Origin of the sequence: Kitasatospora sp. NPDC085464, assembly GCF_044541955.1 — a bacterium.
Classification (GTDB): Bacteria; Actinomycetota; Actinomycetes; order Streptomycetales; family Streptomycetaceae; genus Kitasatospora.
Genome location: NZ_JBITTM010000002.1, coordinates 51,820 through 64,947 on the forward strand (window position 1 = coordinate 51,820; position 13,128 = coordinate 64,947).

Consider the following 13,128-nt stretch of genomic DNA (forward strand, 5'->3'; position numbering starts at 1 on the left):
CGGCAGCACCCGATTTATTCCGTGTCCGACCCGACGTGCTCCCCCGGCACCACCACCCAGTGGCTGGTCCGCAGGATCCGGTCCGCGAAGCCCAGGTCCCGCTCGCCGAGCAGCCGGAAGCCCAGCGCCCGGCAGATCTCGTTGGACGGGCCGTTGGCCACCCCGGGGTTGGCGTGCACCTCGCCCCAGCGTCCGTCCTCGGCCGCGGCGTCCAGCACCCGGCGGACGGCCCGCTTGGCGAGCCCGCGGCCCTGGTAGGCGGGCAGCACCATCCAGCCGATCTCGGAGACCGTCCCGCCGTCCTCCTCGTCCGACCAGAGGTTGACCGTGCCCGCGGCCTCGCCGTCCCCGGAGCCGTCCGGGACGATCATCTTGACCCAGCAGCGGTCCGCCGCCGCCTCGACCACGTCCTTGCGCAGCCGCTCCTCCACCCTTTCCCGGGGCAACGGCCCGCCCAGCTCGGCCATCATCACCGGGTCGCAGCGCATCCGGATGTAGGCCTCGACATCCTCCGCCCGAACATCGCGCAGCAGCATGACGCCTCCTCAGAACGGTCGAGCGACCACGCTAACCCCGACCACCGACATTGGTGGCGGGGATCGCCTTCCTGCCATCCTCGTGCCCTCATCCACGTGACGGACGGACGATCTCCCGAGGGGGAGCCATGGACGACGAGTACCTCCGCAGGCTGAAGGAGTACGAGGGCCGGAGCGCCACCGTGAAGGCGCTGGGCGCGCTGACGCTCGCCGGCTGGCTCTGGGCGGCCTGGCTGCTCCTCTCCTCGGCCGGCGGGGACTGCGGGTCCCCGGCCTTCTACGCGCCGGGCAGCTTCCACCTGCAGGAGGTCTGCGACTCCGAGGTCATCGGCCGGATCGGCGGGGCGGTCGCGGTCGTCCTGCTGACGCTCCCGCTCTGCGCGGCCTGGATCTGGACCGGCCTCGGGCTGCGCGCCCGCCGGGAGGAACTGGGCGTCCTGCTCGACCGATGACGCGACCGACGACGCGACCGGTGATCACGGCCGATGCTCGCGGCCGGTGCTCACGGCCGGGCGTAGAAGTCCGGGGTGCCCATGATCCAGAGGCTGGCCTGCTTGATCGGCATGCCCGCCCGCGGGGCCTCGATCATCTGGTCGTCGCCGATGTAGAGCCCCACGTGGTAGATGTCGGCGGCCTGCCCGGTGTCCGTCCAGAAGACCAGGTCCCCGGGGCGCAGCTGGCGGTAGCCGATCCGGGTGCTCTGGGCGTACTGGTCGGCCGCGAAGTGGTTGAGCTGCCGACCGCCCTCGCGCCAGGCCATCATGGTCAGCCCGGAGCAGTCGTAGCCGCCCGGCCCCTCGCCGCCCCAGACGTAGGGCAGGCCGATCTTGGACTTGGCGAAGGCGACCGCCGCGGCCGCGCCCTCGGCGGACCACGGCCGCTCGGCCGGCGGTTCGGCGGACGGCATCGCGGACGGCTCGGCGGAGAGCTCGGCGGACGCCGGTGCGGGCGGAACGGCGGGCGCCGGTGCGGGCGGGAGTGCGGGCGCCGGTGCGGGCGGCTCGACCGGCGGCACGGCGGAGGCCTTGGCGGCGGCTGCCGCGGCGTCGGCGGCCTCCGCCTCCCGGGCGGCCTGCTCGGCGGCGGCTCGGGCGGCGGCCTCGGCCTCGCGGGCGGCGATCGCCTCCAGCGCCTCGCGGCGCCTGCGTTCCAGCTCGACGGTGGTGTTCCGGGCGCCGGCCAGCTCGGTGAGCAGCTGCTCGCGGTGCCGGGTGGCGGCGGCCACCTCGCCCTGCTGGGCGGCCAGCCGTTCCTCGGCCCGGGCCCGGGCCGCGCCGACCTCGGCGGCGGCCTTCTCGGCTGCCGCGGTGGCGGTGCGGGCGGCGGCGGAGGCGCTCCGGGCGGCGGCGGCCGTGGAGGTGGCGGCGTCCAGGACCTGCCGGGTGCGCTCGCTGGCCTGGCGGACCGCGGCGGCGCGGTCACCGGCCTCGCGCGCGCCGTGGGAGCCGAGCAGCGCGTTGAGCGCGGACAGTTCGGCGCCCGCGCCCTGACGGTACGTCTCGGCGGCGAGCCGGGCGGCGTCCTCGGCGGCGGCCGACCGTTCGGCCTCGGCGACGGCGGCGCGCCGCGCGGCGGCGCTCTCCTCTACCCGGGCCCGGGTGAGGGCGAGCCGGGCGCCGTTGTAGGCCTCGACGGCGTGTCCGGCGCTGCGCCCGGCCCGGTCCAGGTCGGTCCGGGCGGCGGTGAGCGCCGTCTCCAGGGCGGCGACCGAGGAGGCCTTGCCGTCGGCCTCGGCCCGGGCGCGGTCGATCGCCTCGGTGCTCGGGTACGGCTCCTCGCCCCGGGCCCGGCCGGCCGCCGGATCGCCGTCGGCCGCGACGGCCTGGGCGGTGGGGAGCAGACCGAACAGGGCGGTGAGCGACAACAGGAGGGTCGACAGGAGCCTGCGCGCCACGCGACGTCCCTTCTCACGGGTCCGGAGGGGACGGCGGCGGACGGCGCACGGCGCACGGGCGGCGGGCGGCCGGGAGTCCGGGAGTCCGGGAGTCCGACGAATCATCCCCTCATGTGACAGAACGGTCACACGACGTCATGTTCTCAATTCCGGCGGCCTGCGCACCGGCAAAGCGCTCCGCCGGTCGAGTGACCATCAGATGATCCGACCCGAACACGACTCCGACCGGACGCCCGCGGTGCACGAACTACCGGCGGACCCGGCGGGTGTGCGTCCGCAGCCGGGGGTGTCGCTCGGGACGGCGCTCCAGCCCGGTCGGAGCGACGGCGTAGGTCCGGCTGCGCCCGGCCCGGACCGTACGGCGGCGCTGCTGCGCCCGGTGGGTGCGGACCGGACCGGCCGCGGACGTCTGGCCGTCGCCGGTCGGCGGCTTGGCCGTGGCGCCGGCGGCGGCCGCCGAGCGGCGGTCGGCCAGCCTGGCCCGGCGGCGGGCCAGCCCCCGCGCGGCGTGCGCGTCGAGGTGGGCGGTGGCCCGGGCGGCCATCCGCTCGGCGACGCGGTGGGCGGCGGGGTGGTTGGCGGGCACCTTGTCGGGGGCGCCGGCGATCAGGTCGAAGAGCCAGGTGCGCGCCCGGTCGGCGCGCCGGTGCAGCAGGCGCTCGCGCCGCAGCGCGCGCGCCCGGCGGCGGGGGCGCGCGGAGTACCGCCAGCGGGCCCAGGGACTGCTCGGCCGGGCCAGCCGGATCGCGCCGATCCAGGACAGACCGGGGACCATGATCCCGAGCAGGCCGGTCCACATCTTCCCCTTGATCAGGGTGATCACCGAAGCCAGCGCGTTCACCGAGATGACCGCGATCAGGCCCCACCTGGTGTCCTCGCCGGGCAGCGCGCCGAACGGCACGTACCCGATCAGCAGCAGGGCGGTGAACAGGATCCCGAAGATCACCGCGTCCACCGACTTGCGGCCCTGCTCGCTCCAGTACACGTCGTCCAGGTGCAGGATCAGCGCGAACTCGTCCAGCACCAGGCCGCAGCCGATGCCGAAGGCCAGCCCGAACCAGTCCATCCACGGCTGCCCGCCGTAGGTCGCGAACACCCCGATGCCGCCGAGCAGCAGGAAGCCCAGGCCGAACACCATGTGGTGGATGTGCAGGCCGCCGGGGGTCACGTTGCCGGGCCACCAGCGCACCTGGGCGCGGATCATCCGGACGCTGAACCGGATGAAGACGAACGACGTGATGAAGCCGACCAGCAGCAGGAACAGCGGTTGCTTGTGCGCGTTGACGATGTGCTCGCGGTAGCTGTCCAACAGTGTGGTCATGCGACTTACCTTCGTTCCTGGTCCTGCGTCCTGCCTGCGGTGACATGGCCCGGGGCCCAACGGGCCTCCAACACGGGTCAACGCACGGTCAGAACCCCCGGGTGCGCTTGGCCGCCCGGCGGGGCACCGCCGGGTAGAGCGACGGGAGCTCGGCACCCACCGGCAGCTTCAGGAACAGCCGGGCTATCTCCCCGCCGAGGTTCACCCCGACCGCCAGCGCCATCGCGATCGCCGCCGCCCGGAAGACCGACACCAGACCGGCGCTGGAGTGGCCCTGCGCGAAGGCGAGCATCCCGAGGTAGAGCGCCGAACCCGGCATCAGCGGGCCGATCGCGGCGGTCACGTACGGCAGCGCCGAGCCGTTGCGGTAGCGCGCCATCAGCTGCCCGAAGAGACCGACCAGGCCGGCCGCCACGCCGGTCGCCGCGATCGGGTTGACGCCCGCGTTGTAGACCAGCGCGCCGTAGCTGGCCCAGCCGATGCCGCTGTTGGCCGTGACCAGGGCGAGCGTGCGGCGGTCGGTCTGCAGCAGCATCGCGAAGGCCAGGGTCAGCACCATCGCGGCGACCATCTGCACCGGCGGGTAGCTGATCCCGACCAGGCTCTCGTCCGGCCGGAGCTTCGCCTCGAAGCCGACGCCCAGGTAGAGGATCACCATGACGCCGATCACGATGCCCGCGACCAGGTAGATCACTTCCAGCAGGCGGGCCGCGGCGGTGATGTAGAAGCCGGTCAGGCCGTCCTGCACGGCGGCCACCAGGGCGCGCCCGGGCAGCAGGGCGAACAGGCCACCGGTGATCACGACCGAGCCGCGCAGGCCCCAGTCGTTGAAGGACAGGATGATCCCGGAGGCGGCGGCCGGCATCGCGGCCGCCACGAACTGGTAGAACTCCGGCAGCCGGCGCCGGGCCAGCCCGGAGGCCATCCGGTCGCCCAGGACGGCCGCGATGAAGGCGCTGGCGAAGACCAGCCAGGCCTTGTCGTCGAGCCGGCCGCCGACCAGGAAGGTCGCCGCACCGGCCAGCAGACCGGTGGTCAGGGCGAGCAGCCAGGCCGGGTACGGGTGCCGGTTGCGGCGGATCAGGGCGAGCCGGCGGTAGGCGTCGTTGACCGACGTCTTCTCCGCGGTGATGTCCGCGACCAGCTCGTACACCGCGTTCAGCCGGGTGTAGTCGGAGGTGCGCCGACGCACCACGCGGTCGGCGGTGACCGGCGGCTCGACCAGCGAGGGCTGGTGCGAGATGCCGATCAGGGTGAAGGTCACCTGCGGCTCGCAGCGGTCCAGCCGGTAGGCGTGCGCGATGCCGAGCATCGCCGCCTCGACGTCCTCGGCGGCCTCACCGCTGGCCAGCAGCAGCTCGCCGAGGCGCAGGGTCAGGTCGAGGATGCGGGGGACGTTGCGGGCGGTGCCCGCCGAGGGGTGCAGCTCGCGGGCGGTCCGCTCGAAGGACGGGCGCTCGGACATCGGGGTGCGCAGCAGCGTGCGCATCCGGTCCGGCCAGGGCGCCTCGCCGGGCGCGCCGGCGGTCAGGTCGGGGATCGGGATGCCGGTCGGCGGGGTGTACCCGGCCGCCCGCCACTCCTCGGGCGTGAGGGTGTCCTCGGCGACCGAGCGGCGGCGGGCCGGGCGGGCCGCGCCCCCCGGGGCGGCCTCCCCGGGAGCCGCGGCCCGGTGGGCCGCCTCCCGGGGGCGCACGTCGACGGTGAGTTCCGGGTGCGGCCCGGCGGACGCCGGGGGCCCGGGGAGCGGCGCGGGCTCGACGGGCGGCGCGGGCTCGACGGGCGGGGCGGGCTCGACGGGCGGGGCGGGCTCGGGCGCCAGCAGGCCCTTGGTCTCCGGGACGGGCGGGAGGAGCGGGACGACGGTGGTGTGCTCGACGGGCGGGGCGGGGTGGCCGAGCAGGCCCTCGGTGGGCGGGGCGTCGGCGGGGTGCACCGGATTCGGGGGTGTCTGCCGCGCTTGGCGGACCGCCCGGCCTCCCCTCGCCCGCTTGCCCGCACCCGGTCGGCCCCGCTTAGGCACTTCCGCTCCTTGCCGCCCCTGGGGGCCACCGGCCACCCACCGCTCGATCTCGGGTTACACCTTGCCTGATCGAACAGCCGGACGCACATGTACGCGACGTCCCGTGGCCCGGGCCACGGGCGCCTACCCGGCGCGCTGGCGGGTGGCGGGTGCCGTGCCGGACCGGCGGGCCCGCAGCAGCTCGATCGCCACCGGGACCACAGAGAGCAGCACGATGCCCACCAGGATCGCCTCGATGTTGTCCCGGACGAACGGGATCTGCCCCAGGAAGTAGCCGAGCACGGTGACCCCGCCGCCCCACAGCACGCCACCGACCAGGTTGAACACGACGAAGCCGCGGTAGTTCATCCTGCTCACCCCGGCGACGATCGGGGTGAAGGTGCGGACGACCGGCACGAAGCGGGCCAGCACGATCGCCTTGGGCCCGTGCCGGTCGAAGAAGGCGGCGGCCTTCTCGACGTTCTCCTGCTTGAAGACCCGCGAGTCGGGGCGGCGGAACAGGCTCGGGCCGACCTTGCGGCCGAAGAGGTAGCCGACCTGGTCCCCGGCCACGGCCGCGGCCACGATCAGCACGCAGACCAGCCAGAGCGGCTGGTGCAGGTAGGTGCCGCCGGCCACCAGCAGGCCGGTGGTGAACAGCAGCGAGTCGCCGGGCAGGAAGAACCCGATCAGCAGGCCGGACTCGGCGAAGACGATGGCCAGGATGCCGAGCAGGCCGAAGGTGGAGATCAGGGTGGTCGGATCGAGCCAGGACGGGCCGAGGGCGAGGCTGGTCACGGTGCGGGCACTCCCGGAGGTCGAGTCTTGGCAATGCAACGGTAAAGCATTGACAATGACTCGGGTGGGGGCCGGATAGTTCCCGGCAACCGCCGAGGCCAGGACCGCACGACCGAGCCCGGCGCCGGAACCGCCCGGCGAAGGCCGGAGCCGGGAATGCCCGCGGCCCCGGCGGGCCCCGGAGGGCCGGCCCGCCGGGGCCGGGTGGTCGTACGGAGTCGTACGGAGTCGAGTGGAGTCGTGCGAAGTCGGTACGACGGGTCAGAGGCCGTAGCGCTCGACGATCTCCTCGTGCCGGGCGACGTCCGCGCCGGCCGCCTCGGCCAGGGTCGGCCAGGCGAGCGGGTGCGGCCAGTCGCCGGTCAGCCGGTGCAGCAGGGCGTCGGCCTCGGCGGCCGAGGCGGTCGGCGGCACACCGACGGCCGCGTAGATCCCGGGCAGCGTCGCGTCCTCGTCCCCGTCCGCCGGGTCGGTGATCCGGTAGTGGTCCCCGCTGTACGCCCACAGCGCGTAGCCGGACTCCTGCAGCCGCTCGCGCAGGGCGCCCCACGGTTCGTCGCCGGGCCAGCCGCCGTCGATCCAGTAGGTGGTGTACCCCGCCGGGTCGAGTATGGTGAGCAGTTCGAACACCGGGCGCCAGCGCCGCTGCTCCTCCTCCGGGGCGTCCTCGGCCGGCGGGCGCTCCAGCAGGGCCGGGGCGAAGACCACCACGTCGCCGTGGTTGAGCGTCAGGTCGTCACCGAGCACCGGCAGGATGCGGGCGGTGGCCGGTCCGGTCCGCACCGCGGGCAGGTCGACCGTCGCACCGTTGGTCCGGGCCGCCCGGACGGTGACCAGCTGCCACTCCTCGTCCACCGGGCCCTCGGGCTCGTCGAACTCGATGTCGAGCAACGCCCCGGCGGAGCGCACCACGGCCCAGTCCCGGTTGGCACTGGCCGCGGTGATCAGGTGCCAGAGGTCGGGCTCCCGGACCACCCGGTGGTCCTCGTCGTCCGGGGCGCCCTCGGCGGGCAGCGCCCGCTCCAGCAGTTCCTGGTAGAGCCGCTGCGCACCGGCGTGGTCCCCCAGCTCGGTGGCGGCCCGGGCGGCGAGGCGCCGGGTGTTGAGCACCTCGTCGTCCAGCGCCAGGATCGCCTCGCACCGCTCCAGCACCTCCGTCCACCGGCTCTCGGCGGCGGCCCAGCGGGCGCGTATCCAGTGCCCGTCGGCCGGTGCCGTGGCGGCCAGCCGGTCGGCGAGGCGAAGCACGCCCTCGGCGTCCCGGGCGGCGATCAGCAGCTCGCCGAGCGTACCGGTCAGCTCCCGGTCCTCCGGGTCCGTCTCCAGCCGCTGCCACAGCAGGTCGGCCGCGGCCCGGGCGTGGCCGAGGCCGCCCAGCACGGTGGCCAGGAGCACCGTCAGCCCGGTGGCGCCGGCCTGCTCACCCCGGTACCGGTCCAGGGCGACGGAGAGCAGGTCGGCGCCGGTCTCGAACGGCACCTCGGCCTCGGCCAGGTACGCCGTCAGCTCGCCCGGCGGGACGGGCAGCCCGGGCTCCGGCAGCGCCTCGGCGGCCGCGCGCAGGGCGGCGACCTCCGCGGACACGCCGTCGGTGCGACGCAACCGGGTGAGCTTACGCTCTCCGGTCGTGGCCAGCGTCAGCGCCACCGTGCGGGCGCCGCGCGCGACGGCGAGCCGACCCGCCGCCAGCAGCAGGTCCACGCACGGGCGGTGCGCACCGGCGTCGTCCAGGTACCCGACCCAGCCGGCCAGCACGGCACCCAGCTCGGCGTCGTTCTCCCACGCGCCGGCCGCGACCAGCAGCTCGACCGTCTGCGTCCAGGTGGGCCGCAGGTCGGCGTGCTGCTCGGCCTCGGCCCGCTCGGGGAGCAGGGCGAGCGCCTCGTCCGTGCGACCGAGCGCGGCGAGCGCGCGGGCCCGCAGCAGGGCGCCCCAGCGCTGGTCGCGCTCGTCCAGCTGCTGCCCCGGCTGCTGCTCGGCCCGCTCGGCGGTGTCCAGCAGCTCCAGCACCTCCTCGTACCGGCCGAGCAGGTGCAGGGTGCCGGCCCGGGCCTGGTGGAAGCGGAGCGAGACCCGCTGGCCGGCCGCGCGCATGCGGTTGGCGGCGCCGTCCAGGTGGTCGAGCGCCTCGGCGGCCCGGCCGTCGTCCTCCAGGGCGTCGGAGTACTCGCGGGAGAGGCAGTCGTAGCAGGCCCGGCCGGGCTCGATCCGCTCCAGCGTCTCGCCGACCACCTCCAGCCGCTCGGTCACGTACCCGGGCCCGTCGACCCGAGCGTGGCAGATCGCGAAGTCCTGCACCACGCAGACGGACTGCGGACAGCCGGCCGTCTCGTCCCGGTGGGCGAACTCCAGCAGGTCGATCACCTCGGGCATGACCGCCTCGCCCTGCTGGCGCTTGTTCAGCAGGTTCTGCATCCGCCAGTGCCGCAGGTAGACCTCGACCCAGGGCAGGTCGAGCGACCGTGCGGCGGCGACCGCCTCCGGGTACAGCGCGTCCAGCTGGTCGTTGCGGCCCTCGGTGGCGTGCTCGGGCAGCTCGACGATGGCGTCGGCCAGCCGGTGGTGGCCGGCCTCGACCAGCTGCCGGTGGGCGTCCCGCACCCAGGACCAGATGTCGGTGGTCATGCTCGTTCCCCCTGCGTCGTGCTGATGAGTTGTCTACCGCGGACCACTGACAATCCGTCCGTCACGCTTCGTCCGACAGCGCGCCGGGGCTGTCCGGGACGTCCGGCAGCCCGGCCGGGACGACGGCGGTGAGTGCGGAGACCGCCGTGCCGATACCGGTCAGCGCGGCGGTGAGGTCACCCTCGGCGGGGCCGGAGGAGGCCGCGGCCATGATCACCTTGAGCGAGCGGAGCAGCCCGGCCGCGGTGGCGCTGCCGGTGTGCCCGCCGCGGTAGGCGGCGAGCAGGTCCTCGACCGCCGGGCAGGCCAGGTTGAGGTAGAGCCGGGCCTTGACCTCGCCGTCGGTGCGGGCGGTGAAGGCGCGGGCCAGCCGCAGCGCGGCGGACGGGATCCGGGCGTCGGCCTGGTCGTCCTCGATCCGGGCCTTCAGCTCGGCCTCGCGGTCCGGGACGACCACCAGCGGCAGGCCGGGCGGGTCGAAGCGGGCCGGGACGAGCTGCTCGCCCGGGTCGGCGAGGGCGGCGGCCAGCCAGGCCTCCTCGCCCTCCGGCAGCGGCCGCTCCGGGTCGCGGAACAGCTCGCGGTTGCCCTGCTCGCTGCCCAGCTCGACCAGTCGGCAGCCGCGCAGCCCGGCGTAGCGGCGCAGGAAGGGCAGCACGGCGTAGCGGTCGCCGCGGGCGATCGGCACCCGCATCGCCCGGTAGAGCATCTCCTCGAAGCCGCCGCCGGTGCCGAGCGCGACGTGCACCGCTCCGCCTCCCGCCGCGCGCAGCGCGCCCGCGGTGAGGTCGCCCTGCGAGGTGGGCACCGGGACGTCGTCGGCGAGCAGGGTGAACAGCCGGTCGTCGCAGAGCGCGGCGCCGAGCAGGTCCTGGCCGTGCCGGGTGAGGATGCGGCGCCAGGCGGCGGGCCGCAGCCGGGCCGTCTCGTAGAGGCCGTCCACGATGGCGTCGGTCAGGGCCTTCTGGAGCGCGCGGTAGTGCTCGTCGCGCTGGAGGTCCTCGCGGCTGGCGGTGGGGGTGAGCCGGCCGGACTCGACCACGCCGCCGATGAAGCCGGCCCAGCCGGGCAGCAGGTCGCGGGCGTCCTCGGCGAGCAGCATGCCGCGCAGGTACACCGCGAGGTCGCGGTTGTCGCTGCTGCCGTAGGTGCCGCCGTCCTGGACCCACAGCAGGCCGATCGCGTCGGTGGCGCCGTCGACCGGCTGCACCGGGAAGGCGGTGAGCGGCTCGAAGCGGCGGCCGAAGGCGGTGGCGAAGCGCATCCGGGCGGCGTGCTGGTCGCCCCCCACCGCCTGGCGCCAGGGCACCTCGACGGAGTTGACGGGCTGTTCGTCGTCACCGACGTGGACCGGGATCGGGAGCAGCACGCAGTACCGGGCGAGGACCTCGCGCAGGGTGTCCTCGTCGGCGAGGTGGGAGTGCTCGGCCTTGAGCGCCAGCTCGACCACCGTGCCGGGGCGGGGCCGGGCGGGCACCGGCTCGACCCGGTACTGCTCGCCGCCGCGGCTGCGGTAGCGGTGGCCGAGCTGCGGCTCGCGGTGCGAGGTGGTGGTGACGGTCACCTCGTCGGCGATCGAGAACGCGGACAGGAAGCCCAGCCCGAAGGCGCCGATCAGCTCCTGGTTGCCGGTCAGTTCGCGCAGCATGCGGGTGTAGCCGGTGCCGACGGTGGCGAGGTAGGAGTGGATCTCGGGCTCGGTCAGGCCGGCCCCGGTGTCCTCGATGGCGACGGTGCGCCGGGCGGCGTCCGCGCGCACCCGGATCAGCGGGCGGTGCTCGCCCTCCGGGTCCTCCAGGAGCCGTCGGGTGTGCGAGTCGTGCGCGTTCTGGACGAGTTCGCGCAGGGCGACCAGCGGGGTGGAGTAGAGGTGGGTGGCGAGGACGTTCACCAGGCCGCCGAGATCGACCTCGGTCGTCCGCAGTTCCTCGACGGGGGTGGGCTCGGACTGGGCACCTTCAGACATGGGTCCTCAGTGTGCCAGTGCGACAATCTGCCCACCATTTCTTTCTTCTCGACGGAATGACGGATTGCGGTCAACTCGCAATTGACCGGGCCTCCACCATCGGAGGAATTGCCACCCGTTCGGTGGAGTTCGCGCGATCACTGGTGAATGCTGACCGGGCGACGTCAGGCAACGGCGCTCCGGAGCGGCCACTCCGGAACGCGCCACAATTCGCACGTCCAGTCAGGGAGATCAGCGTGTCCCGTATTCGCGCAGCCGCCGCCGTCACCGCCCTCGGCGCGTTCCTCCTCGTCGGCTTCGGTGCCGCCACCGCGCACGCCGACAACGGCGCCGGCGCGATCGACCACTCCAACGGCAGCGTGGTGAGCAACGTCGGCTCCGGCAACGTCATCGGCACCGTCCACGGCAACGTGGTCAACACCCAGCAGACGGCCACCGGTTCGGGCGCCTCCAACCAGAACAACGGTCTCGCCGTGGCCGGGAACGGCGGGAACGTCGACGCGCTGCAGGGCAACGGCAACGTCGACGCCCGGGTGTACTACCCGCACGTCCTGTACTAGGGCCCGCAGCTCCGGCACCAGGGCCTGCCCGCCGGGCCGGGTGCCCGTCCCGTCACCGCGGGGCGGGCACCCGGCCCGTTCCGCGTCTCAGGACAGCCCCAGCACCGCCCGGCCGAGGCGCAGCAGGCAGTCCTCAAGGTCCGGCCGGGCGCTGTGCGGGCGGTTCCGCACCCCGTCGTTGACCAGCGCGAACAGGGCGTGCACCCGGATCCGGGCGGTGGCCGCGTCGCACTCCGGGCGCACCTGCCGCAGCAGACCGACCCAGGTGCGCAGGAAGTCCCGCCGGAAGTCCACTGCGGCCCGCCGGTCCGGCGGCGCCAGCCTCTCCGTCTCGCTGAGCATCGCTCCCAGGTAGTCGCCGTTGCGCAGCGCGAAGCCGACGTACGCGCCCAGCCCGGCCGCCAGCGCCGCACCGGGCCCGGCCGCGGCGGTGATCGCGCCGTCCACCTCGTGCCAGAGCCGCTCGCGGCTGCGCACCAGCGAGGCGGCGAGCAGGTGGGCCTTGCTGTCGAAGTGCCGGTACACGCTGGGGCCGGAGATGCCCACGGCGGCGCCGAGTTGGTCGGTGCTGACGTTGTCGAAGCCGCGCTGGTGGAACAGCCGGACGGCGGCCGCGAGCAGTTCCTCCCGGCGCGCCTGCGGCCTCGGCCCCGACACCGGTCCGGCTGCGGGCACGGACTCGGGCTCGGCCTGGGACTCGGGCCGGGGCACGGTGGCCGTGCCGGCCGGCGTGACCGCGAGGACGGCCGCGACCAGCTCGCGCAGCAGCGCCTCGGCGCGACGGGGCTGCGGCGCCGCCGACTGGTAGGAGAGCCCGGCGCAGGCCGAGAGCGCCGCCCAGCAGAGCAGCTCGGCATCGGCTGCCGGGAGTTCGGGGCGCTCCGCGCGCAGTACGGCGGTCATCAGCGCGACGTCGGCGCGCAGCTCGCGGCGCAGCGCGGCGCGCCGGGCCGGCGGCAGCAGCCGGGCGTCGCGCTGCACCAGGGTGCCGAGCGGGCGGTGGCCGACCGCGACGGCGGCCAGCACGGCTCCGACCTCCTCCGCGGTGCCGGCCGCACGCAGTCCGCCGGCGAGCTCGTCGAGCCCCAACCGGACGGCACGGTCGAGCAGTTCGGGCTTGCCGCGGAAGTGCCGGTAGAGCGCGGGCGCGGTGATGCCGACCCCGGCGGCGACCTCGGTCATCGACACCTGGTGGTAGCCGCTGCGGTGGAATCGGTCGGCGGCCACGGCGAGGATCTGGGCACGCCGCCCGGGCGGCCGTCGGACCACCATGGCGCACCTCCCTCCCGTCCGGCCGGGTACCCGCCGCCCGGTACCGGCCGAGCGCCGATCCGGGCGCCGATCCGGGCGTCGAGCGGTCGCCGAACGGGCATCGGAACCGGTGTGTCACCGCCCGCGAAGCGGCGTCGAAGCGGCGTCGAACGAA

General features: G+C 75.0%; 10 protein-coding genes. 2 read left to right on the forward strand and 8 right to left on the reverse strand.

Annotated features, from left to right (window positions below):
* Positions 1-14 precede the first annotated feature (14 nt).
* Positions 15-536, reverse strand: a complete 522-nt coding sequence (locus tag ACIGG8_RS01920; protein ID WP_396544838.1) for a GNAT family N-acetyltransferase — start codon at positions 534-536, stop codon at positions 15-17.
* A gap of 128 nt (positions 537-664) precedes the next feature.
* On the opposite strand from ACIGG8_RS01920, the gene ACIGG8_RS01925 reads away from it, so the two are divergent.
* Positions 665-988: a hypothetical protein gene (locus ACIGG8_RS01925; protein ID WP_396544840.1), complete on the forward strand. Its 324-nt coding sequence runs from the start codon at positions 665-667 to the stop codon at positions 986-988.
* A 50-nt stretch (positions 989-1,038) separates the two neighbouring features.
* On the opposite strand, the gene ACIGG8_RS01930 is transcribed toward ACIGG8_RS01925, so the two are convergent.
* The 6 genes from ACIGG8_RS01930 to ACIGG8_RS01955 all read right to left on the reverse strand — a co-directional run bounded on the left by ACIGG8_RS01930 (position 1,039) and on the right by ACIGG8_RS01955 (position 11,142).
* Positions 1,039-2,430, reverse strand: coding sequence for a C40 family peptidase (locus ACIGG8_RS01930; protein ID WP_396544842.1), 1,392 nt, complete (start codon positions 2,428-2,430; stop codon positions 1,039-1,041).
* Between the two features lie 247 nt (positions 2,431-2,677).
* Positions 2,678-3,751, reverse strand: coding sequence for a hypothetical protein (locus ACIGG8_RS01935; protein ID WP_396544844.1), 1,074 nt, complete (start codon positions 3,749-3,751; stop codon positions 2,678-2,680).
* 88 nt (positions 3,752-3,839) lie between these two features.
* The gene (locus ACIGG8_RS01940) at positions 3,840-5,573 is read right to left on the reverse strand and encodes a threonine/serine exporter ThrE family protein (RefSeq protein WP_396545227.1); all 1,734 of its coding nucleotides are present in this window, start codon (positions 5,571-5,573) and stop codon (positions 3,840-3,842) included.
* A gap of 324 nt (positions 5,574-5,897) precedes the next feature.
* Positions 5,898-6,551 (reverse strand): DedA family protein, encoded by a 654-nt coding sequence (locus tag ACIGG8_RS01945; protein ID WP_396544846.1) that lies wholly within the window; start codon positions 6,549-6,551, stop codon positions 5,898-5,900.
* A 261-nt stretch (positions 6,552-6,812) separates the two neighbouring features.
* Positions 6,813-9,176, reverse strand: a complete 2,364-nt coding sequence (locus ACIGG8_RS01950; protein WP_396544848.1) for a hypothetical protein — start codon at positions 9,174-9,176, stop codon at positions 6,813-6,815.
* 61 nt (positions 9,177-9,237) lie between these two features.
* Entirely contained in the window at positions 9,238-11,142 is a 1,905-nt protein-coding gene (locus ACIGG8_RS01955) for an ATP-binding protein (RefSeq protein WP_396544850.1), read from the reverse strand.
* Positions 11,143-11,378: 236 nt separating this feature from the next.
* Between ACIGG8_RS01955 and ACIGG8_RS01960 the strand changes: the two genes are divergently transcribed.
* A complete protein-coding gene (locus ACIGG8_RS01960; protein ID WP_396544852.1) occupies positions 11,379-11,702 on the forward strand; it encodes a hypothetical protein in 324 nt (107 codons plus the stop codon).
* A gap of 87 nt (positions 11,703-11,789) precedes the next feature.
* On the opposite strand, the gene ACIGG8_RS01965 is transcribed toward ACIGG8_RS01960, so the two are convergent.
* On the reverse strand, positions 11,790-12,974 hold the full coding sequence (locus tag ACIGG8_RS01965; protein ID WP_396544854.1) for a TetR/AcrR family transcriptional regulator: 1,185 nt from the start codon (positions 12,972-12,974) through the stop codon (positions 11,790-11,792).
* Positions 12,975-13,128: the final 154 nt, after the last annotated feature.